Here is a 22,115-nt window from a genome sequence, read left to right as displayed (position 1 = left end):
ACTCTGCGTCCCTTCTCCGTCGGCCACGGGGCACCGACTCATCATCCCGCGGGGGAAGGCCCCTCCGTGGGGATCACCCTAGCGGCGTTTGCGCTGCCTCTCCGATGCGACGAGCGCTCGTCCTGCGGACCGGCGGAGCGACCGCAGCGAGAGGCGCGTGCGCAGTCGCCGCCACCAGCCCAGCTCCGACGCCATGCGCCGACGTTCGCCTTCCACGAGCTCCCAGAACGCCTCGCTCTCGGCATCGCTCGGCGCGTCGTAGGCGAACACCGAGCGGTCCGCCCAGGTCGCGATCGCGACCGCGCCGCCCGTCCGCTCCGCGTCGTACAGCTCCGCGAGCTCGACGCGGGTCTGAGTCCGGGGGAGCGGCATCCCGTGATCCACCGCGGTGTCGACGTACTCGTCCCAGCCTCCGACGACGCGAGCCACCGGATCGTCCGCCCGACGCCGTGACCGACGTCGGAGGAGCTTGGCGAGCAGCACCGCGAGGAAGGGGCCGAGGACCACGAGCGCGATCAGCAGCACGATCCCGCCGATCCGCAGCCCCGCCCAGAGGGCGCCGAGGTCGGGGCCTGTGGACGGGTCCTGCTGGTTCGAGGAGCCGCCGTCGGCGGGCGCCGCATCCGGCGGGGGCACGAGCTGGGCCTTCTCCGGCTCCACCTTCGTGGGATTCTGCGGATCGCTGCGCTGGTCGATCTCGGGGGCGATCGGATTCCGGTGCTGCGGGCTCGTGTCGATCGCGACCCACGCTCCCGTGGTGTCGCGCACCTCGATCCAGGCGGCCATGTCCTTGCCGCGGCACTGACCGTTCTCGCAGGCGGGCAGCGTCTCATCCGTCGAGCTGAGACGTGCGCCGAGCACGATCCGCGTGTCGTAGCCGAGCTCGTCGGCGATGAGCGCGCCGGCGACCGCGAACTGCTCGTCGTCTCCCGCCGCGGCCACGAGAGCCGCATCGTCGGTGCCGCCGACATCCTGCTGGCGCTGGAGCAGCGAGCCGAAGAGCGCGCCGATGCGGTCGAGCGAGTGTCCCGCCCGACTCGGCTCGAAGGAGTACCCGCCGAGGTCCGCGGCCCATGCCGGGGGATTCGCCGGATCGTAGTCGAGGGCGTGGCTGAGGTACCCGCGCGCGCGGAGCCGGTCGATGAGCAGCGTGAGACCCGAGCCGTCGGCCGGGGCGTCCTGCGCCTTGATCCAGTCCGTCACCGTCGCGGGCACGCGATCCTCCGGGATGAGCGTCCCCGCCGAGGCGGACGGGCTGAGCTGCGCGAGGTCGCCGGCGCGGGCGTCGGTCCCGGTCTGCGTGTACGAGACGCCCGACACGAGTCCCGGGTCGGCGAGCTGCACACCGGTCCCGGAGGCGTCGTTGTAGAAGAAGCCGTCGGAGAGCGCGCTGCGGTTCGCCCCGTCGAAGGAGATGCCGTTCAGCTGGCCCACGACCGGCACCCAGATTCCGGTGTAGCCGTCGATCCGGACGGTCGACCGGGTCGTCGCGCCCGGAGCGCCCGCCGGCACCCGCACGAAGGAGGTGCGCTGGGCGTCGACAGCGCCGGAGGGATCCATGACGCGCGCCACGACGCCGTCGTAGAAGCTCAGCGTCGCGACGCGCACGCGATCGTCGGCGCCGTCCGTGCTGACGTCGAACAGGACCTTGTCGTACTCGTCGTCGCTGAAGTACTCCCGGTAGGTCGTCAGAGGGCTCAGCGCGGCGCGGACGCGCAGGTCGGGGTCGACCCCGGTCCGCAGCACGTCCCGGGGCGTGCCGGCCAGTGCCAGGGGCGCGGTGAGGACCGCGACGAGCACCGCGACGAGGGTCATCCCCGCCGCGATGAGCCAGCGGCCCAGCGCGGGGCGCCCCTGGCGGCGCACGGTCACTCCCGAGCCGGACTGCGCGACGCGCAGCGCCTGCGCACGCGAGGACGCGGTGCGCCAGACGTACCAGGCGAGCGCTGCCAGCAGCGCGCCGACGCCGGTCAGCAGCTCGGTGGCGCCGGAGACCGTGACCGGGCCGAGCCGGAGCACGCCGCGCACGGCGCTCGAGCCGAACAGGAGACCCGTGACCGGGATCGTGAGCGCCGCGGGCATGGCGAGGGTCCATGTCCGCCGTCCGCGCCAGGCGAAGGCGAAGGCCACGAGGGGCGCGACGAGGAAGACGATGAGCGCCGGGGCGAGGGTCGCCTGGTAGGTGCCGAGCGGCAGATCGAGCGTGAGGAGGTTCTTCCACCCGGTCACCGGGGCGGTCGCGACGGAGACGAACGCGTTCGGCAGTCGCGAGAGGTCGCCGAGCGCCGACGGGGCCGCCAGCGGCACGCCGACAACGAGGTAGGCGCCGAGCGCGGTGACCGCGACCCACCACCAGCGCCAGCGCCGTCGCACGGCGACGACCGAGATCGCGGCGGCGATCGCGAAGGCGACCGCGGCGACGAGCAGCAGCCAGGCATCCTGGTAGACCGGCCACCAGGCCACGACTCCGAGCGCCGCGACGGCGAGCAGGAAGATCGCGTCGATGCCGAGCGCGACCCTCCCGCGCCGCGCGGCCTCGCTCTGGGTGCGCCGGTTCCGGCGGGCGCGACGCGAGCCGAGCGCGGAGCTCATGCGCCCGCCCCCCGTCCGAGGATGTGGCGGAGGTCGTCGAGCAGTCCGATCGAGACGACCGCGATCTCGCCGAGGCGGCGATAGCCGGGCTCCGCCTCCGGATTGCAGACGATGGCGGCGACGCCGACGTCGGAGGGGAACGCGAGAGCCGCCGACTGGATCTGGTGGGCGGTCACGGTCGAGCCGAACACGAGGAAGCCGACCGAGACGTCGCGGTGGGTCTCGACCGCGAGGGAGGCGACATCCACCAGCGGGTTGACGGACTCGACGCGATCGATCCCCGAGAGCTGGTCGAGCAGCACGCGGGTCGTGACGGTGGGGAGCTCGCGGATCGTGCGCGTGACCCGACGGGCGAACTCGGGGATCTCGCCCCCGACGATCACGTTGACATCCCTGCCGTCGCGGATGCCGCGGACCCCGAGCGAGCCGACGGCGCTGACGGCGAGCTCGAACTCGTCGTCGGTGGCGAACTCGCTCTCCGCGGTCGCGAGGGCGATGAGCATCCGGGAGCGCCGGGACTCCTCGTACTGGCGGACCATCAGGGTGCCGGTCTTCGCGGTCGACTTCCAGTGGATCTGCCGTTGCGAGTCGCCCGGGACGTACTCGCGGATCGCGTGGAAGGAGATGTCGGCGTCGACGATGAGGCTCGAGGGGTTGCCCTCGAGGTCGCGGATGAACCCGGTGCTGGTGGAGGGGATCGCCGTCGTCACGGGATGCACGTAGAGGGTGTGCACGTCTTTCCACGTGTTCTCGCGGCGGAGGATGCCGAGTGGATCGCCCCGGACGGTGCGCGCAGGGCCGACCGAGATGATCCCGCGCCGGTGCGCGGGCACGGAGACGTCGGTGTCGAAGGTCGCGCCGGCCCGCAGCAGCGGCACGTTGATCTCGACGATGCCGTCGCCGATCGGGACGTCGACGCTTCCCGGCAGCGCGATGCGCCGCCCGACGTTGCGCACCGAGAGGGCCCCGGACACCTCGGTCCCCGCGACCACCCGATCGTGCCCGAGCGAGAGATCGACGGAGTAGGAGCGGGCGCCGAACAGGAACGGCACCGACATGACCAGCAGCGCCGCAGCGATGATGCCCGCCACGACGAACTCGATCCAGCCGAACATGAGTCCCGCCACGAGCCCGATGACCACGGTCGCCACCAGCAGCCATCCGGCCACCCCGACCGTCTCGGAGACCCAGGTCCAGCCCTCGGCGACGGCGTTGCGCACGCGACGCCAGAACTTGATGCTGCCGACGACCACGACCGTCGTGGTGCGCGAGGTCGTGTACCTGGTCCGGGACGTCGAGGTTCCGGTGGCCGCCGATGTGCGGCTGATGCGGGACTCGGTCTGGAAGCTCACACGGACTCTCGCTGGGTCGGCGGCGTGGTGTCGAGGAGGACCTGGCCGATGACGGCGTTCGCGGTGACCCCGTCGAACTCCGCCTCGGGATCGAGGATGAGACGGTGCGCGAGCACGGGCTCGGCGAGCGCCTTCACGTCGTCGGGGGTCACGTAGTTGCGACCGTGGGCCGCGGCCCAGGTCTTGGACGCCTTCGTGAGCGCGAGCGCGCCGCGGACGCTGACCCCGAGCCGCACCTGCGTGGCGTTGCGCGTGCCCTCCACGATCCGGGCGATGTAGTCGAGCACGAGCGGGTTGAGGTAGACGTCGCGGGCGATGTCGGCGAGCGTCACGACCCCCTGCGGGGTCACGACGGGCGCGAGCTCGCGCTTCGTGGTGGCGGTCCCCTCGAGGATGCGCACGGTCGCGGCGTGATCCGGGTAGCCGAGCGAGGTCTTCAGCATGAAGCGGTCGAGCTGGGCCTCCGGCAGCCGGTAGGTGCCCGCCTGCTCGACCGGGTTCTGCGTGGCGACCACGAGGAAGGGCAGCCCGACCGGGCGCGTCACGCCGTCGACGGTGACCTGGCCCTCCTCCATCACCTCCAGCAGCGCCGACTGGGTCTTCGGGCTCGCCCGGTTGATCTCGTCCGCCAGCACGATGTTGGCGAAGATCGGGCCGGTGTGGAACTCGAACTCGCCCTTCTTCTGGTCGTAGACCGTGATGCCGGTGACGTCGCCGGGGAGGAGGTCCGGGGTGAACTGGATGCGGCTGGAGGTGCCCTGCACGGACTGGCCCATGGCACGCGCGAGCGAGGTCTTGCCCGTTCCGGGGAAGTCCTCGAGCAGCAGGTGGCCTTCGGAGATCATCGCCGTGAACGCCAGCTCGATCACGTGGCGCTTGCCCAGCACGACCTGCTCCACGTTGGCGACGAGGTTGTCGAACGTCTCCTGGAACCAGGCGGTCTGCTCGGGGGTGATGGTCATCGGGGTCCTTTCGGGAAGTGTCTTCTCAGCCGTTCGTGTCGGGTCAGCCGCCGGTGCCGGAGCCGCCGCCCCCGGTTCCGCCACCGGTTCCGCCGCCGCCCGTGCCGCCACCGCCGCCACCGGTTCCGCCGCCGCCCGTGCCGCCGCCGGCGGGAACGCAGTTGCTGTACTCGCGGGTGGCGGTGCCGAAGGCTGCCAAGTCGTTCTTGAACGTCACCGTGCCGGTCGGAGCGGCGGCGGTCGGGGCCGTGAAGCTCCAGTCGTCGTGGGTCGTGGCGGCGCCGGTGTTGGGGTTTCGCATGGAGGGCTGCTCCCCGCAGGTGGCGGCGAACGTGAGCTGGACCAGGTAGCGGGCCGCCGTGGTCGAGGTCACCGCGACGCTGTCCGAGCAGGATCCGCCGTCGGTCGTGCACGTCTTGGCCGTGATGTCGGCCGCCGAGGTCAGCCCGCTGATCAGCTGGGTGAAGTCGGTCGTGCCCTGGCCGCCGTCCGCGTAGTACACGACCTCGAAGCCGTCGTCGCCCGCGGACAGCGAGGGCTTGTGCGTGAGCGACGCCGTGCGGGTCGCGTTGCCGTCCTTGCCGCCGAGCTCGATCGTGTACGTCGCGTCACCGGTGGGCTTGGGGATGCTGCTGCCCGTGATCGCGTGCGCGGTGCTCGTGACGGTCACACCGAAGGAGTTGCCCTGGTAGCGGTACTCGGCGCAGCCGTAGTACGTCTTCGGCCAGATGATCCCGACGTTGCTGTAGGTCTTCGACGCCTGACCGGTGCGGCCGTCGATCGCCACGGAGGGCGTGCAGTCGTTCGCATCCGGGCTGCTGCCGAATCCGATGTACAGCGAGCCCGAGCCGGCGTTGGACTGCGCGACCGTCGCGGTGACCGTCACCGATCCGCGGAAACCGGAGGTCGCGCCATCGATGAAGGACAGGGCGACGGCCGGCTTGCCGATGCCCCAGGCCTGGCCCGTGGTCGTCTTGCCCTCGCTGCTGCCCGCGGCCACGTCCGCCGGCGGGACGACGTTCTGCGTGAGCGGCACGGCGGTCACATCGACGGGGGTCGCGTTCGACCCGACGTTGACGTTGTCGAAGACCGCGACTCCGCCGGAGACCGGCTGCGCGCCGGACTCCGTGCCGTTGTAGCGCAGCTTCACGGAACCCGTCGACGAGTCCGCGATCGCGACCGTCACCCGCGCGATCCCGTCGCCCGTGGGCTCGGATGTCACGCTGGTGGGCGCGTCGGGCGCCTGGTAGGCCCACGCGGAGCGGGACACGGCGTTGCGCGACTCGCCGACGGAGTTGACCGCCCAGGCCTGGAACTGCGTCCCGCCCCCGGTCGTGGTGGCAGCCGGGATCGGGGGACACACGCCCGCCGCCGAGCAGGTGACCTGCTGCCCGCCTCCGCTGACGCGGTAGCCGGTGACGGCGGGGTAGGAGCTTCCCTCCGACACGACGGCGAGCGTCACGCTCTTGCCGTCGTAGGCGGTCCAGTTCAGGCGGGTCGGGTCGGCGGGAAGGCCGTGCAGGTCGAGGATGATCGTGCCGTTGCGGTCGCCGCTGGACTGGCGTCCCTGCGCGTCCTGCACGACGAAGGAGCCGGTGCAGTCGCCGGCGCCGGGTGCGTCCGCGGACCAGGACGCGGTGACGGCGCTGCTGCCCGACTGCGTGAACGTCACGCCGCGGCAGTTGCTGGGGCCGGTCACCGACACGAGCGTGAGGGGCGTGCCCGGCAGCGGGTTGACCTCGCCGCCGGCGCCGATCACCTGGATCGTGCACGAGGCGTTCCCGCCCGACTGCGAGCACTGCTGGGTCGCGGTGCCGCCCTTGGGGAGGGTCGAGGGCGCCGGGCCGACCGTGAGCACGAGCGTGGCGGCGGCGGCATCCGGGTAGTTGGTGATCTTGACGATGACCGGTTCCTCGCGACCCGGACGCGATGCGTCCTTCGCCGTCACGGTCAGCTGCTGACCCTGCTGGACGACCGTGAACTGATCGCCGGAGTACGCCGCGGCGTACTGCAGCGAGCTGAAGTCGCTCGTGCCCTGCCAGGTCGTCATCCCGGTGAGGTCGTAGGTCGTCTGCGAGCCGGGGCTCACGCTCAGCGAGGCGGCGCGCAGCTGCGGCTGCGGCGCCTCGGCGATGACCGTGATGCGCAGTGCCAGGAAGGTGTAGTCCTCCTGCGAGGCGAGCTTGACCGGTACCGTGCACACGTCCGTGTAGGGCGCGCCCGCCCCCGCGTCGTAACGGATGGTCGTGCCCGACACGAGAGAACAGGTCGCCTGGGCACGGGCGCCGCTGGCGGCGAGCCCCGTCGTGCCCACCTGCAGCGTCTGCCCCGTGGGGAAGGCCACCGCCTGCGACATGTCGACCTCGACCGAGGCCTTCTCGTTGACCTGCACCTCGGGGAAGGACGTGCGCAGCGTGAGCTGGATGTCGTCGTCGCCGGGGATGCGCAGGAAGCCGTAGGAGGTCACCTCGGTGCCGCTGAACGAGGTCCCCGTCAGCTGGAACGGCACGATGAGGGACTTCTTCGGCAGCGGACCCGAGATCCTCGATCCGCTCACGCTCATGCCGTTCGCGTCGCCCCACAGCGAGAGCTTCAGCGACGAGACGTCGCCGCCGGTCCAGGAGACCTTGCCCGCGACCACGTCGACCCCGCCGGCGAGGTTCTCGCGCGTCTCGGCCGTGAGGGTCGTGTCGGTCACCACCGGGAAGTCGGGGACGGCGCCACGCACGACCTTGAGCACGATCAGCCCCTGCGCGGTGTCACCCGTGCGGTTGCGCACCGTGTAGACGAACGAGAAGGTGCCCAGCTGCGTCCCCGCGCGCAGCCGCACCGAGCCGTCCTCGGTGTCGACCTTCGTGAGCATCGACTCGAGCGTCGTGTACTCGGCCGTGCCCGACTGGGCGTTCGGCTTGACCTCGACCAGGCTCAGCGCGCTGCCGGTGGGGTCCACGTCGTTGTCGGCCGGATGGACGACGACCTCGCTCGCCTCGCCCGCCTGCGCCTGCGCGTAGTCGCTGTACGTCACCGGGCTCGGGTCGGACTGCGCGTTCAGGATGCCGATCCGCACGGTGGCCGTGCCGGTCGCCCCGAACGGGTCGCGGACCCGGTAGGTGAAGGAGTCCTGCCCGCTCGAACCCGGGGCGCTCGTGTACAGCAGCGAGGTGCCGTCCGCCGAGATCGAGGGCCGAGCCCTTGGCGGGCTGGCTCACGACGCGGTCGAGGGTCACCGCATCCCCGTCGGGGTCGATCGCGTAGTCGTCGAAGGGGACGGTGACGCTCGCGCCGCTCAGCACCCGGCCGGTGAGGTCCCGGGGCACGGGTGCGCTGTTGCTGTCGGCCGAGATGACGGTGATGAACACCCGCGCCGTGTCGGTCAGCTCGGGGAAGCCGAGCCGGTAGACCGTGTAGCTGAGCGAGTAGGTGCCGGCCGCGGCGGGCGCGAGGTAGCGCACGACGTTCGGGGTGGCGAAGGCGAGGCCCGCATCGGACTCGTTGACGAGCTTCGACGGGTCGATCGCGATCAGCGCGCCCGCGGGTGCCGTGTCGTTGTCGAGCACCGGGATGTCGACCTGCGCGCCGGCCCGTACGGTCACCGTGTCGTCGACCGCGATCGGCGGCTCGGCCGCCGGTGCGGGCAGCAGCACGACCGTGAGCTCGCCCGTCGTGGTCGCGAGCGGGTTCCCGCTGCCGTCGGAGACGGTGTACCCGACGGTCCCGATCGTCCCCGGCTGCCCGCTGTCGGTGCTGCCCGAGACCCGGATGAGGTTCTGCCCCACGGAGTCGACGCTGAGCGATGCGTCGGGCAGCGGCTCCGGCCGGAGGTCGCTGACCAGCAGCACGGCGCCCGCGGGGTTGTTCACGGCGGCCACGACGTTGACCGAGGCGTCCTCGTTGGGCCGCACGAACGCCGTCAGCGGCGGGGTCGAGATCTGCGCGGTCGCCGGATCGAGCATCGTCAGCCGTGCCGTGCCGGACGCCTCGCCGCCCTTGTCGCGCACGCTGTACTGCACGATGTAGGAGCCGGGCTGGGCTGCGGTGAACACGAACGACATCGCCGCGGGGTTCGGGACGACGGAGCTCGTGCTCTCGTTGAGCGCCTTCGCGGAGCTGAGCGTCAGGGCGCCGTTCGCGTTGTGCACGCGTGAGCCGAGCGACACCGTCAGCGGGGTGCCTGCATTGCCCGAGATCGCGAAGGAGTCGGCCGTCAGCTGCGGAGACGGTGTGACCGCGATCGTGAGCGTGCGCTCGGTCGTCGCGCCGCGGGAGTCCGACACCGTCACGGCGATCTGCACGCTGAGCGCATCGGCCGCGTTCGCATCGGGATGCTGATAGGTGATCGTGCCGCCGGGGTCGGCGGAGACCGTGCCGACACCGGTCTGGTTGACGGCCGAGGCGAGATAGATCGGATCGCCGTCGGGGTCCACCCAGCCCGCGAGCACGTCGACGCTCGTCGTGCCGCCGGGGAGCACCTGCGGACTCGGCCAGGTCGCGAGGCAGTCCTGCACGCCGCACCAGACGGGTGCGTTGTTCACGTTCTCGGGGACCACCGTGAGCGTCACGGTCGCGGGCTCCGAGAGCAGGCCGTCGGAGGTGGTGCCGTCCGTGACGCGGTAGGCGAACGTCGCCGACCCGGTGGCCCCGGGGGTCACCGTCACGACCAGCTCCTGGTCCTCGTTCGTGGTGCGCACGGTCCCGAAGCCGGGATCCAGACCCGTGACGGAGCTCGGGACGATCGTGAGCACGTCCTCGTTCGGGTCGTGGTCGTTGAGCAGAACGGGCAGCACGACGTTGCGACCCGCGCGCACGCCGAAGGCGTCGGGCACCGCCACCGGGGGCTTGGGGTCGATGACCCGCTGCACCTCCTGCTGCTGGTCCTTGCGCTGCTGGCTCTTCTCGTCCGAGGTCCACTGCTGCGAGGAGGCCACGAGCTGCCCGTCCGGCACCGTCCACACCCAGCCGGCGGACGTCTCGTTCAGGATGGCCCGCGACCCGTTGACGGCGAACGAGGGCGTGACCTGGTCGCCCAGCGACGCCCCGCCGTAGGAGAGGTCGGACGTGCCGGTCGCCGAGGACCAGAGCACGCCCGAGTCGCCGCCGAGCCAGCCTGCGTACAGAGTCCCGGACACCTCGGTGGGGGCGGCGGGCGTCCCGGCGGCCTGCACCGGGCGCTGCTGCCCCGAGCCGTCCAGCGCGATCGAGACGAGCCCGGTGCTGTCGGCGACGTACACGACGTCGCGCGCCGAGCCCGGGCGCTGCAGCAGGGCGCCGGCGTCCATCTGCACCGTGACGGCGCCGTCGCGGCGACCGTCCCACATCCGGCCCTTGTCGACGTCGAGCACGACCCAGGTGTCGCCCACCGCCGTGATCTGGGCCTTCTCGGAGTCGCCCGGATCGAACGTCTTGTCCGAGAGGATCTTGCCGGTGCGCACATCCGCCGAGTAGACGCGCTTGTTCGAGAGCGAGACGGCGTAGACGACGCCCGTGCCCGAGACCGCGATCGCATCGGCGTGGATGCGGGGGCGTTCCTGCCCCTCGTCGACCTTCACGTCGGCGAAGGGGTCGATCGGGACGGTCGCCCCGCCCGAGCTCATGGTCCCCGCGTACACGTCGCCCGTGTCGGTGAGGTAGGCGATGTCATCGCCCGTGCTCGCGACCTCGTTCGTGCCCGACGGCGTCGGCTGGAACGCATCCGCCGTGTCGGCGTCGAGGTCGACGGGGGTCGCGAGGTTCACCGGGGCGACCTTGGTGTCGCCGTCGGCGTAGACGAACAGTCCGCTCGCGCTCTGCGCGATCCCGCTCGGGTTCTCGACCTGCTTGACGGTCTCGAGCTCGTGCAGCTCCGTGTTGACCTTCGCGTAGCGCCGGCCCTCGCCCGTCTGCAGCGCCCAGACGGAGCCGTCGTCGAGCGGGGTCTGCTGCGCGTCGAAGCCGGGCCAGACGGCGGCGAGGGCGACGACGACGCCGACGACGGCCACGGTCGCTCCCGCCGTGATCCAGCGGCCGAGATGGCGGGGACGGTTGGGAGGGGTCTGGATGTTCGCCATGTGTCACAGTGCCTGGAGGAGAAGGACGACGCCGGTGGTCAGTGCGGCCGCGGCGACCGCCGCCGCCGCGCAGATCCACACGATCGTGCGCGTGCGGATGCCGGCGGGGCGCTCGGCGCCCGCGAGGATCGTGCCGTCCAGGCTCGCGTCCCGCGCGGCCTTCCTGGGGGCGCGCTGCGGACGGCGCGAGGCGTGTTCGACCGTGGGACGCACGGGGCCGCGCAGCCGGTCGTCGCTGAAGTCGATCGCGGAGCCGGCGGCGGCCCACTCGTCGACCGCGACCTCCATCGGCGTGTGCGGCAGGCCCAGCTCGTGCTGCACGAGCTGCAGCTCGTACGCCAGCTGACCGGCGGACTGCTGCCGGGCGGCCGGGTCCTTGCTCATCGAGCGCCGCAGCACGTTCTCGAGCGACGCGGGCACGTCCTCGCGTCCGATCGGGGTGTACTGGGCGCGGCGGATGCGCCCCTTCAGCTGCTCGCGCGAGTTCTGGCCCTGCCCGGGACGCTCGAACGGGCTGCGGCCCGCCAGGAGGGAGTACAGCGTCGCACCGAGGCTCCACACCTCGCTCGTGACCGACCCGGAGATGCGCTCCTCGACGACCTCCGGCGCGCTCCAGGGCACCGACATCGCGAACACCTCGTCGTCGGAACGGGTCGAGACGCTGGCGGCGATGCCGAAGTCGCTGAGCACGGGGGCGCCGAAGGCGGTCAGCAGGATGTTGGAGGGCTTGATGTCGCGGTGCAGCAGCCCCGACCGGTGCGCGGTCTCGAGGGCCGAGCCGATCTTGATGCCCAGCGCGAGGATCTCGGACACCGGGATCATCTCGCGACGGTACCTGTTGGTCAGCGAGCTCGGGCAGTACTCCATGACCAGGTACGGGCGCCCGTCGGCCGAGATGCTCGCCTGGTAGATCGTGAGGATCGAGGGATGCGAGCTGAGCCGCGCCATGACGTCGGCCTCGGCGTTGAACATGCGCAGCAGGCCGTCGTCGACGATGTCCTGGAGGAGGACCTTGACGGCCACGGGGCGACGGGGCATGTCCTGTTCGAAGAGGAACACGTCCGCGAACCCGCCCGTGCCGAGCGGACGCACGTAGCTGAAGCCGCCCAGGACCGGGGGCGCGGCAGGCAGGCGTCCAGCCACGATTGCCCTCCCCCCTGACGACACTTCAGCCGGTGCATAGATCCCTGATAGCTGCCCATGGGGCAGAGAGTTCTTCTTATCACACGCCGGTGTCCCCGAATGAATCGCTCCGGGTTAACCTCCGGGCACCACGACGGCCGTGTTGCCGTCGCCGAAATCGACCCTGTCGCCGGGCTGCAGCGCGCGCTCACGGTCGCGTAGCAGCTCGTCCGGTGCGCCCACGGGGCGCACCGTCGTGCCGTTGGTGGAGCCCACGTCGCGGACCACGATCGTGACCCCTTCCGCCCGCAGCTCGGCATGGGTGCCGGAGACCTCCTTGCGGGGGGAGACCAACGCGTGCGGGCGCGTCCCGGGGCGCGCGAAGGGCGCGCGTCCGACCACGACGACCCCGTCGACATCCAGCACGCTGCCGTCGTCGAACCGCAGCCGCGGGGCAGGGGGAGCGGGAGGCGCGGCGGGGGCCGCGGGGGTCGCAGGAGGTGGGGCGGCGGGGGTCATCCGGCTCCCGAGCACGGTCGCGTCGAGGTCGTCCTCCAGCTCGGAGGTCGCGGGCGCGGCGGGCGCACGGCGTCCCCGGCGTGCGGAACCGAGCACGGTCGCATCGTCGAGCTCGTCCTCCGCGTCGACCCCCGCGGCCCACGCCGGCGGCCGCTCGGCCGGGACGGGAGGCGCGAGCCGAGGCAGGGGGACGCCCCAGTGGATCTGCTCGGTGCGCACGACCCCGCGCGTCAGCGGCAGCCGCACGGGCCCGGGCTCCTCACCGCGCAGCCCGACCGTCATCTCCGCGATGCTCTGCGCCGAGGCCTCGACCCAGGTGCCCGCGCCCTTGCCGGAGAGGTACCGGCCGGGGGTGCCGCCGAGCTCCGCCCGGCCGCGACCGCGCAGGGCGACCGAGATCGAGCCGGTCGGTGCGTCGATCAGCTCCACGAGGGCGAAGTCCGGCAGCGTCCGCACGCCTCGGGCCGCCAGCAGCTCGAGGACCTCCTCCATCGTCGCGTCCTCGCGCACCACGGTCTCCCAGATGCGCAGGACGAGCTCGGCCGGCCCCTCGATGACCAGCACGAACCGGTCGGTCACGAGTCCCCAGGACTCGACCTCGCCCGTGCTCGGGCTGGTGTAGCTGAACATGAGCACAGCTTAGGCAATCGGCTCGCGGGGCACTCAGATCCAGGTCGGGAGCCAGTTGTGCAGACGCCAGAACTCGTAGGGCACCGGGAGGGCGGTCTGCACGGGATACCAGAAGGCGGCCAGCACGACCGCGACGACCACGAAGACCGTCACGACCCGGATGCCGGCGACCCGGCGCTCCGGGGAGCCGCCGCCGACGATCTCGCGCGCGGCGAGCGCGATCGCGATCACGAGGAAGGGCAGGATCGCGATCGTGTAGAACTGGAAGATCGTGCGGCTCGGGTAGAGCAGCCACGGCACGTAGGTCGCGGCGATCCCCGTCAGCACGAAGGCGTAGGCGACCCGGCGCGTGCGCACGAAGAGGTAGATCAGGAAGACGGCCGCGGCGACGCCGCCCCACCAGATCAACGGGTTCGGGATGCTCGAGATCGCCTGGACGGTGTCGCCGTCCTGCTGCCAGTACATGGATGTCGGGCGCACGAGCAACGGCCACTGCCAGGCGGGGCTCTCGTAGCTGTGCGGGGTCGACAGCCCCACGTGGAACCGGTACATCGCCTCGTGGTAGTTCCAGAGGCTCTGCAGGGGCAGCGGGACCCACGACCAGAACCCCGTGGCGGGATCGCTCACGGCGCTCTGGCGCATGTAGCCGTCGCTGCTGAGCAGCCAGCCGGTCCAGCTGGACAGGTACACCACGAACGCCGTCGGCACGAGGTAGAGGAACGCCACGATCCCCTGGCGGACGGCATCCATGGGCCACATGCCCACCTGGAGGCGACGCCGGGCGAGGGCGTCCGTGACGACGACGTAGACGCCGAGGGCGGCGATGACGTACACGCCCGACCACTTGACGCCCGTCGCGGCTCCGAGCGCCACCCCGGCGGCGATCAGCCAGGGCCGGTTCCAGCTCAGCGGACCCCACCACGGCGGATCCTGCGTGCCCGCCAGCGCGCGATCGAGGCGTGCGGTGTGCTGCCGCTGGTCCCACAGCACGAACCAGAAGGCGAGCAGCACGAAGAAGGCGAGGAACACGTCGAGCAGTGCCACGCGGCTCATCACGATCGCGAGCCCGTCGATCGCCATCAGGCCGCCCGCGAGCGTCGCGACCGGGGTCGACCGGGTCAGCGTCCGGGTGACGAGGTACACCAGCAGCACGAGGGCCGTGCCGAACAGCGCCGTCGAGAAGCGCCATCCGAACGAGTCGCCCGGGCCGAACAGCCACATGCCGGCGCCGATGAGCCACTTGCCGAGCGGCGGATGCACCACGAAGCTCGCACCCGTCTCGCTCACGTCGACGGCGCCCGAGGCGAAGGCCTTGTCGGCGTCCGCCGGCCACGCCGAGGGGTAGCCCAGGACCCACTGCGACCATGCGTCCTTGACGTAGTACGTCTCGTCGAAGACGATCGCCCGCGGGTGTCCGAGGTCGAGGAATCGCAGCAGCGCCGCGAGGACGGTCACCGCGATCGGCGCCCACAGATCGAGCCGCCGCGTCGCGAGCGCGGACGAGCGGAAGCGGCTCATCCCGCGGTCGTACCAGGTGACGGGCAGCGGGGGGAGCAGCGGTGGGGTGCTCGCGGACACCCGGTAAGCCTAAGGGCCGCGCCTATGCTGGCCCGGTGATCATCCTCGCCGCCACGCCGATCGGCAATCTCGGCGACGCCTCCCGCCGGCTGGTCGAGGCGCTCGAGACCGCGACCGTCGTCGCCGCCGAGGACACCCGCACCGCCCAGCGGCTGCTCGCGGCGCTCGGCGTCGCCAACCGCCCGCGGCTCGTGGCCCTCCACGACCACAACGAGAAGACCCGTGCGGCCGAGCTCGTCGCCCTCGCCGCCGAACAGGACGTGCTCGTCATCAGCGACGCCGGCATGCCGACCGTGAGCGATCCGGGCTACGGGCTCGTCGCCGAGGCGGCCGCCCGCGGCGTCACCGTGACGGCGCTGCCCGGCCCCTCCGCCGTGCTCACCGCGCTCGCCGTCTCGGGGCTGCCCACGGACAGGTTCGCGTTCGAGGGCTTCCTGCCGCGCAAGGCCGCCGAGCGCCGCGCGACCGCGACCGCATTGTCGGGCGAGGCCCGCACGCTCGTGTTCTTCGAGAGCCCGGCCCGGCTCGCCGCCTCCCTCGCCGATCTCGCCGCGGGCTTCGGCCCGACGCGACCCGCCGCCGTCTGCCGCGAGCTCACGAAGCTCCACGAGGAGGTGCGCCGCGGCACCCTCGCCGAGCTCGCGGAGTGGGCGGCCGCCGGGGTGCGCGGCGAGATCGTGGTCGTCGTCGCGGGGGCCCCCGCACGCACGGTGGAGTTCCCCGACGCGGTCACGCAGGTGCTCGAGCTCGTCCGCGACGGGGTACGGCTGAAGGAGGCGGCCGCGGAGGTCTCGGCGCACACCGGCCACTCCTCGCGCGAGCTGTACCAGGCGGCGCTCGCAGTGCGCGGCTGAGCCCGCCGCCGCCCCCGCTCCGGCGCCCGTCGTCACAGGCCGAGGCGGCGGCATCCGCCCCGCCTAGAATCGTCGGGTGAGCAACGGCCGTTCCTTCTACATCACGACGCCGATCTACTACCCCTCGGATGTGCCGCACATCGGACACGGGTACACGACGGTCGCCGTCGACGCGCTCGCGCGCTGGCACCGGCAGTCCGGGGACGACACCTGGATGCTGACGGGCACCGACGAGCACGGGCAGAAGATGCTGCGCGCCGCCGCCGCGAACGGCGTGACCCCGCAGGAGTGGGTCGACAAGCTCGTCGGCGAGGCGTGGTTCCCGTTGCTGCGCTCGCTCGACGTCGCCAACGACGACTTCATCCGCACGACGCAGGAACGCCACGAGGAGGGCGTGAAGCGCTTCGTGCAGGCGATCTACGACCGCGGCTACATCTACGCGGGCGAGTACGAGGCGCTGTACTGCGTGGGCTGCGAGGAGTTCAAGCCCGAGTCGGAGATCGTCGACGGCACGGGCGAGTTCGAGGGGCTCAAGGTCTGCGCGATCCACTCCAAGCCGCTCGAGCTGCTGCAGGAGAAGAACTACTTCTTCAAGCTCAGCGAGTTCGCCGAGCCGCTCCTGAAGCTCTACCGCGAGCGGCCCGACTTCATCCGCCCGGAGTCCGCGCGCAACGAGGTCGTGTCCTTCGTGCGCTCCGGGCTCAAGGACCTCTCGATCTCTCGCAGCGCGTTCGACTGGGGCATCAAGGTGCCGTGGGACGACACGCACGTCATCTACGTGTGGATCGACGCCCTGCTGAACTACGCGACGGCCGTCGGCTACGGCGTCGACCAGGAGCAGTGGGACCGCCGCTGGCCGGCGTACCACGTGGTGGGAAAAGACATCCTGCGCTTCCACGCCGTCATCTGGCCGGCCATGCTGATGGCCGCGGGCCTCGAGGTGCCGCGCGGCGTGTTCGCCCACGGCTGGCTGCTCGTCGGCGGCGAGAAGATGTCGAAGTCGAAGCTCACCGGCATCGCGCCCACCGAGATCACCGACGTGTTCGGATCGGACGCGTACCGCTTCTACTTCCTGTCGGCGATCGCGTTCGGGCAGGACGGCTCGTTCTCGTGGGAAGACCTGGCGGCGCGGTACCAGGCGGAGCTCGCCAACGGCTTCGGCAACCTCGCCTCGCGCACGATCGCCATGATCGAGCGCTACTTCGAGGGCATCGTGCCGCCCCCCGCGGCGTACGCCGAGGGGGACATGGCGATCCAGCGGACGGTCGCGCAGGCCGTGACGACGGCGGATGCGGCCATCGAGCGCTTCCGCATCGACGAGGCGATCGCGGTGATCTGGGAGATCGTCGACGCGCTGAACGGGTACATCACGGAGAACGAGCCGTGGGCGCTCGCGAAGGACGACGCGCAGCGCGAGCGGCTGGGAACCGTGCTGTACACGGCGGCGGAGGGGCTGCGCGCGCTCGCGACGCTGCTCTCGCCCATCACGCCGGTCGCGACCGAGAAGCTGTGGGTGGCGCTCGGGGCGGCCGAGTCGATCGGGCGGCTCGCCGACCAGCCCCTGCGTGCGGCGGGGGAGTGGGGTCAGCTGCGCCCCGGCAGCTCCGTCAACGGTCTCGCGCCTCTGTTCCCGCGCGTCGAGGCTTGAGGTCCCACCATGTCCCACTTCGCGCCGGGTGATGTCCCACTTCTGACCGCTTCGGCGCCTGCCGAGCGGTCCGAAGTGGGACACGGCGAGCGGGAGGGCGTATGACCGACCCGTCGCAGTACGTCCGGCAGCGGGAGAAGGGCTCGCGCGACACGTCGTACCCGCCGCCACCGGAGCGGCTCGACATCCCGGTCTACGACAACCACTGTCATCTCGAGATCGAGGATGGCGAGGGCCTGCCGCTGGACGAGCAGCTCGACCGCGCGCTCGCCGTCGGCATCGCCGGTGCCGTGCAGGCCGGCGGCGACGTCGAGTCGAGCCGGTGGTCGGCCTGGGCGGCCACGCAGCATCCCCGCCTCCTGGCGGCCGTCGCGATCCACCCGAACGAGGCGCCGCTGTACGCCGCGGCCGGCCGGCTCGACGCGGCGATCGCGGTGATCGACGAGCTGGCCGAACAGCCGCGCGTGCGGGCCATCGGGGAGACCGGGCTCGACTTCTTCCGCACGGGCGAGGAGGGCCACGCCGCGCAGTTCGAGAGCTTCGAAGCGCACATCGCGCTCGCCAAGAAGCATGCGATCGCGATGCAGATCCACGACCGCGACGCCCACGATGCCGTGCTCGAGACGCTCGCGCGCGTCGGGCCGCCCGACCGCACCGTGTTCCACTGCTTCTCCGGCGACGACGCGATGGCGCGCGCCGCGACCGAGCGCGGCTGCTTCCTGTCGTTCGCCGGCAACATCACCTTCAAGAACGCGCAGAACCTGCGCGATGCGCTGCGCGTGACGCCGCGTGACCGCATCCTCGTCGAGACGGATGCGCCCTTCCTCACGCCCGTGCCCTATCGCGGGCGCCCGAACGCGCCCTATCTCGTGCCGGTCACCGTGCGGTTCATGGCCGCGGAGCTCGGGGTGGAGCTCGACGAGCTGTGCGCGCAGCTCGCCGCCAACACGCTCGCCGTGTACGGGAGCTTCGAGGACTGACGCCCGGGGAGCCTGCATGTCCCACTTTCGACCGTTCGACGGCTTTGTCAGCGGGCGAAAGTGGGACATCGATAGGGGGAAAGTGGGACATCGATAGCGAGAGCGCGCTCGGCGGGGGGATGCGGCGGTCAGCGGGGGAGTCGCAGCTCGCCGTCGATCGCCTCGACCAGCCCGTCGGCGATGAGCGAGTCGATCGCGCGGTCCCGCTGGCGCGCGTCCGGCCAGTCGGCGGCCACCTCGGCCTGCGGCAGCGCGTGCCGGGGCGCGTCGCGCAGCGAGCGCAGCACGGCGCCCCGCGCCTGCCGGTCGCTGCCCTCGTACCGCGCCTGCCGACGGCGCGTATCGCCCGTGTCGGGGAAGCCCGCCGCCCGCCATGCGCAGATATGCGCGATGGGGCATGCATCGCAGCGAGGGCTGCGCGCCGTGCAGACCAGGGCGCCGAGCTCCATCGCGGCCGCGTTGAACACGGCTGCATCCCGGTCGTCCTCGGGCAGGAGCGCCGCCATCGCCGCCAGGTCCGCGCGGCTCGGCGGCCCGGGCTGGGACCGGCCCTCGACGGCGCGCGCGATCACCCGCCGCGTGTTGGTGTCCACGACGGGATGCCGCCCGCCGTACGCGAACACGGCCACGGCGCGCGCCGTGTAGTCGCCGATCCCGGTCAGCGCCAGCAGTGCGTCGACATCGTTCGGCACGACCCCCGCGTGGCGGTCGCGGATCTCGACCGCCGCCCGGTGCAGCCAGATGGCCCGCCGTGGGTAGCCGAGGTTGGCCCATCGGCGCACGGCCTCGGCAGGGGATGCCGCGGCCAGCGCCGCGGGCTCCGGCCACGCGGCGAGCCACTCCTCCAGCCGGGGGATCACTCTCGCCACGGGCGTCTGCTGCAGCATGAACTCGCTCACCAGCACACCCCATGCCCCGAACCCGGGTGCGCGCCAGGGCAGTGCTCGTGCCTCGCGACGGTACCAGTCCAGCAGCGGGGCGGTCAGGTCGGGCACCGATCCAGCGTAGGCGAGCCGTCCGCGTAGGCTGGATCGCATGCCCGCTCCAGACCCGATCGGCGTGCTGCTCGTCGACAAGCCCGGCGGCATGACCAGCCACGACGTCGTCGCACGTGCCCGTCGCGCGCTCGGGACCCGCAAGGTCGGCCATGCCGGCACGCTGGACCCCATGGCCACCGGGCTTCTCGTGCTGGGCGTCGGCGGCGCCACGCGCCTGCTCACCTTCATCACGGGCCTGGGCAAGACCTATGGCGCCACGATCCGGCTGGGCGCCTCGACCACGACCGACGATGCCGAGGGCGAGCCGGTCGAGACGGCGGATGCGGCATCCCTCGCCCTCGTCGACGACGCCGCGATCGACGCCGGGATCAGCCGGCTGACGGGCGAGATCGCGCAGGTCCCGAGCGCCGTGTCGGCGATCAAGGTCGACGGCCGCCGGGCGTACGAGCGCGTGCGGGCGGGCGAGGAGGTGCAGCTCGCCTCGCGCCGGGTCACGGTGTCGCGGTTCGAGGTCGTCGCCCGCCGCCGGGCGGAGGGCTCGATCGAGCTCGATGTCGAGGTCGAATGCTCGAGCGGCACCTACATCCGTGCCCTTGCCCGCGACCTCGGGCGCGACCTCGGTGTCGGCGGCCACCTGACGGCGCTGCGCCGCACCCGCATCGGTGCCTTCGACGTGGCGGATGCGGTGGCGATCGATGAGATCGACGCGTCTGCGCTGCGCAGCCCTGCGGATGCCGCAGCCGCCGCTCTGCCCGTGTTCGCCGTCGACGCGGACCGAGCCCGCGACCTGCGCCACGGCAAGCGGCTCACCGGCCTGGCCGCCGCGCTCCCGGCGCCGCAGTGCGCCGCGATCGACGAGGCCGGGGCGCTGGTCGGGGTCGTCGCCGCACGCGGCGACGACGTGCGCAGCGTCATGAACATGCCGGGGTCGGCATGATCCTCTGGTTCACGCTCGCCCAGGTCGCCATCGCCGCGGCCGGCGGCCTCCTGTGCCTCGTGCTCGGGCTCGCTGGCCGTCGGCCGAGCGACCTGTCGGTCGGAGTCCTCGCCCTCGTCGAGCTGCTGCTCATCGCCCAGGTCGTCGTCGCGGTCGTCGCCCCGTGGGCGGGCAACGCGCCCGCCGGCAACCCGCTGGAGTTCTGGGTCTACCTCGTCTCCGCGGTCCTCCTGCCGCCCGCGGGCGTGGCCTGGGCGCTCATCGAGCGAAGCCGGTGGAGCACCGTCATCATGGGAGTCGCTGCCCTCGCGGTCGCGATCATGGTGTGGCGCATGGAGGTCATCTGGACGCTGCAGGGAGCCTGAGGCCGCCTCCGTCGGGGCCGCGTCCCGAACTAGGATGGGGTCGTCATGTCCACCCCTGCACCTCGCCGCCGCATGACCGGTGTCGGCCGCGTCCTCGTCGTGGTGTACGCGATCATGGCCCTCGCCGCGACCGGACGCTCGTTCGTGCAGATCGTGAGCGAGTACGCCGATGCGCCGCTGGCCTACTCGCTCTCCGCCGTGTCGGCGGTCGTGTACATCGTGGCGACGCTCGCCCTGGTCTTCGCGGACTCTCGCGTCTGGTACGGCATCGCCTGGGTCGCCATCGTCTTCGAGCTGGCCGGCGTGCTGGTCGTGGGCACCCTGAGCATCGTGCTGCCCGACCTGTTCCAGCATCCGACCGTCTGGTCGCTGTACGGCGACGGCTATCTGTTCATCCCGCTCGTGCTGCCCGTCGTCGGACTGCGCTGGCTCTGGGTCACGCGCCCGGGGCGGCCGGTCGCGGCCGACGAGCCCGAACCCCTCGGATCGAGGTCGTCATGGTGACGGTGTTCCGCAGCCCGGAGGACGTGCCGGAGGGCTTCGGCCCCTCGGTCGTCGCGATCGGCAAGTTCGACGGCGTGCACGCCGGACATCGAGCGATCATCGAGCGCGCGCAGGTCGATGCCGCCGACCGCGGCGCGCGCGTGGTCGCGGTCACGTTCGACCGCAATCCGCTCGCGCTGCTGCGCCCGGAGATCTGCCCCCCGAGCCTGATCGGGGTCACCCAGCAGATCCGCCTCCTGGCCGAGACCGGCGTGGACGCGGTGCTGATCCTCACCTTCGACGAGGCCCTCGCGCAGCTGTCGCCGCGGGCGTTCGTCGCCCGCGTGCTGCAGCCGCTCGGCACGCGCGCCGTGCTCGTCGGGGGCGACTTCCGCTTCGGCGTGGGCGGGGTCGGCACCCCCGAGACCCTCCGCGAGCTGGGCGAGGAGTTCGGCTTCCGCGTCGACGTGATCGACGACGTGCGAGCGGTCGACGAGGGCCGCCGGGTCTCGTCGACCTGGATCCGCGAGCTCCTGGCCGCGGGCGACGTGGAGCGGGCGGCGCGACTGCTCGGCCGCGCGCCCTCGGTGTGGGGCGAGGTCGTGCACGGGCTCAAGCGCGGGCGCGAGCTCGGCTTCCCGACCGCGAACCTGTCCGCGGATCTCGAGGGGTTCGTGCCGGCCGACGGCGTCTACGCGGGCTGGCTCGTCGACGAGGAGTCGGGGCTCCGGCCCGGGGTGCGCTACCCCGCCGCGATCAGCGTCGGCACCAATCCCACCTTCGGCGATGTGCCGGTGCGTCAGGTAGAGGCCTATGTGCTCGACGAGACCGATCTCGACCTCTACGGACACCGGGTCGACGTGCAGTTCGTCGAGCGCGTGCGCGGGATGGCGGCCTTCGACTCGATCGATCAGCTGACGACGCAGATGGCGGACGATGTGCGCCGCGTGCGCGAAGCCCTCACCTGAGCGCGAGCGCGAGCGGTTAGCCGGACGCGGGGCGCGACGGCGTCGCGCCCCGGCCGGCGAGGAGGGGTACGGGGTGCGCGGTG

Annotated in this window: 15 protein-coding genes and 1 pseudogene; 7 read left to right on the top strand and 9 right to left on the bottom strand. The window is 72.1% G+C overall.

The window, feature by feature from the left end; all coding sequences use genetic code 11:
* Positions 1 to 78: 78 nt before the first annotated feature.
* The 8 genes and pseudogenes from QE381_RS06495 to QE381_RS06465 form a co-directional block, all read right to left on the bottom strand.
* Positions 79 to 2,592: a transglutaminase domain-containing protein gene (locus QE381_RS06495; RefSeq protein ID WP_307216537.1), complete on the bottom strand. Its 2,514-nt coding sequence runs from the start codon at positions 2,590 to 2,592 to the stop codon at positions 79 to 81.
* Positions 2,589 to 3,944 (bottom strand): DUF58 domain-containing protein, encoded by a 1,356-nt coding sequence (locus QE381_RS06490; RefSeq protein WP_307216535.1) that lies wholly within the window; start codon positions 3,942 to 3,944, stop codon positions 2,589 to 2,591. Before QE381_RS06490 ends, QE381_RS06495 begins: the two co-directional genes overlap by 4 nt.
* Positions 3,941 to 4,906, bottom strand: a complete 966-nt coding sequence (locus QE381_RS06485) for a MoxR family ATPase (RefSeq protein ID WP_307216533.1) — start codon at positions 4,904 to 4,906, stop codon at positions 3,941 to 3,943. Before QE381_RS06485 ends, QE381_RS06490 begins: the two co-directional genes overlap by 4 nt.
* 43 nt (positions 4,907 to 4,949) lie before the next feature.
* Complete coding sequence (locus tag QE381_RS17825; RefSeq protein WP_373426920.1) at positions 4,950 to 7,931, bottom strand: hypothetical protein; 2,982 nt, start codon at positions 7,929 to 7,931, stop codon at positions 4,950 to 4,952.
* Between the two features lie 385 nt (positions 7,932 to 8,316).
* A pseudogene (locus tag QE381_RS17820) lies at positions 8,317 to 10,182 on the bottom strand (Ig-like domain-containing protein); the annotation flags it as partial.
* A gap of 771 nt (positions 10,183 to 10,953) precedes the next feature.
* Complete coding sequence (locus QE381_RS06475) at positions 10,954 to 12,093, bottom strand: serine/threonine-protein kinase (protein ID WP_307216530.1); 1,140 nt, start codon at positions 12,091 to 12,093, stop codon at positions 10,954 to 10,956.
* 114 nt (positions 12,094 to 12,207) lie between these two features.
* On the bottom strand, positions 12,208 to 13,221 hold the full coding sequence (locus QE381_RS06470; protein WP_307216528.1) for an FHA domain-containing protein: 1,014 nt from the start codon (positions 13,219 to 13,221) through the stop codon (positions 12,208 to 12,210).
* Positions 13,222 to 13,254: 33 nt separating this feature from the next.
* Positions 13,255 to 14,799, bottom strand: coding sequence for a dolichyl-phosphate-mannose--protein mannosyltransferase (locus QE381_RS06465; protein WP_307216526.1), 1,545 nt, complete (start codon positions 14,797 to 14,799; stop codon positions 13,255 to 13,257).
* Positions 14,800 to 14,834: 35 nt separating this feature from the next.
* Between QE381_RS06465 and rsmI the strand changes: the two genes are divergently transcribed.
* The 3 genes from rsmI to QE381_RS06450 all read left to right on the top strand — a co-directional run bounded on the left by rsmI (position 14,835) and on the right by QE381_RS06450 (position 18,281).
* Entirely contained in the window at positions 14,835 to 15,653 is an 819-nt protein-coding gene (rsmI, locus tag QE381_RS06460) for a 16S rRNA (cytidine(1402)-2'-O)-methyltransferase (protein ID WP_307216523.1), read from the top strand.
* 76 nt (positions 15,654 to 15,729) lie between these two features.
* Positions 15,730 to 17,301 carry a methionine--tRNA ligase gene (metG, locus tag QE381_RS06455; protein WP_307216521.1) on the top strand — a complete coding sequence of 524 codons (1,572 nt, stop codon included), beginning with the start codon at positions 15,730 to 15,732 and terminating at the stop codon, positions 17,299 to 17,301.
* Positions 17,302 to 17,402: 101 nt separating this feature from the next.
* Positions 17,403 to 18,281 (top strand): TatD family hydrolase, encoded by an 879-nt coding sequence (locus QE381_RS06450; protein ID WP_307216519.1) that lies wholly within the window; start codon positions 17,403 to 17,405, stop codon positions 18,279 to 18,281.
* Positions 18,282 to 18,409: 128 nt separating this feature from the next.
* Here QE381_RS06450 and QE381_RS06445 read toward each other — a convergent pair whose 3' ends face one another.
* The gene (locus QE381_RS06445; protein WP_307216517.1) at positions 18,410 to 19,276 is read right to left on the bottom strand and encodes an A/G-specific adenine glycosylase; all 867 of its coding nucleotides are present in this window, start codon (positions 19,274 to 19,276) and stop codon (positions 18,410 to 18,412) included.
* Between the two features lie 40 nt (positions 19,277 to 19,316).
* On the opposite strand from QE381_RS06445, the gene truB reads away from it, so the two are divergent.
* From truB to QE381_RS06425, 4 genes are read left to right on the top strand one after another with little or no spacing between them, the layout of a single operon-like run.
* Positions 19,317 to 20,216 carry a tRNA pseudouridine(55) synthase TruB gene (gene truB / locus QE381_RS06440; protein WP_307216515.1) on the top strand — a complete coding sequence of 300 codons (900 nt, stop codon included), beginning with the start codon at positions 19,317 to 19,319 and terminating at the stop codon, positions 20,214 to 20,216.
* Positions 20,213 to 20,581, top strand: coding sequence for a hypothetical protein (locus tag QE381_RS06435; protein ID WP_307216513.1), 369 nt, complete (start codon positions 20,213 to 20,215; stop codon positions 20,579 to 20,581). Before truB ends, QE381_RS06435 begins: the two co-directional genes overlap by 4 nt.
* Positions 20,582 to 20,626: 45 nt before the next feature.
* The gene (locus tag QE381_RS06430) at positions 20,627 to 21,085 is read left to right on the top strand and encodes a hypothetical protein (protein WP_307216511.1); all 459 of its coding nucleotides are present in this window, start codon (positions 20,627 to 20,629) and stop codon (positions 21,083 to 21,085) included.
* Positions 21,082 to 22,032, top strand: a complete 951-nt coding sequence (locus QE381_RS06425) for a bifunctional riboflavin kinase/FAD synthetase (RefSeq protein WP_307220419.1) — start codon at positions 21,082 to 21,084, stop codon at positions 22,030 to 22,032. Before QE381_RS06430 ends, QE381_RS06425 begins: the two co-directional genes overlap by 4 nt.
* Positions 22,033 to 22,115: the final 83 nt, after the last annotated feature.

It is taken from the genome of Microbacterium sp. SORGH_AS_0888, assembly GCF_030818905.1.
GTDB lineage: Bacteria > Actinomycetota > Actinomycetes > Actinomycetales > Microbacteriaceae > Microbacterium.
The sequence above is the reverse complement of the archived record's forward strand: the minus strand, read 5'-3'. Positions and strand labels throughout refer to the sequence as shown.

Bases quoted from the DNA above. Each gene is read 5' to 3' on its own strand.
- QE381_RS06495 (WP_307216537.1), bottom strand. From the start codon at position 2,592: ATGAGCTCCGCGCTCGGCTCGCGTCGCGCCCGCCGGAACCGGCGCACC.
- QE381_RS06435 (WP_307216513.1), top strand. From the start codon at position 20,213: ATGATCCTCTGGTTCACGCTCGCCCAGGTCGCCATCGCCGCGGCCGGC.
- QE381_RS06430 (WP_307216511.1), top strand. From the start codon at position 20,627: ATGTCCACCCCTGCACCTCGCCGCCGCATGACCGGTGTCGGCCGCGTC.
- truB (WP_307216515.1), top strand. From the start codon at position 19,317: ATGCCCGCTCCAGACCCGATCGGCGTGCTGCTCGTCGACAAGCCCGGC.
- QE381_RS06450 (WP_307216519.1), top strand. From the start codon at position 17,403: ATGACCGACCCGTCGCAGTACGTCCGGCAGCGGGAGAAGGGCTCGCGC.
- QE381_RS06470 (WP_307216528.1), bottom strand. From the start codon at position 13,221: ATGTTCAGCTACACCAGCCCGAGCACGGGCGAGGTCGAGTCCTGGGGA.
- QE381_RS06485 (WP_307216533.1), bottom strand. From the start codon at position 4,906: ATGACCATCACCCCCGAGCAGACCGCCTGGTTCCAGGAGACGTTCGAC.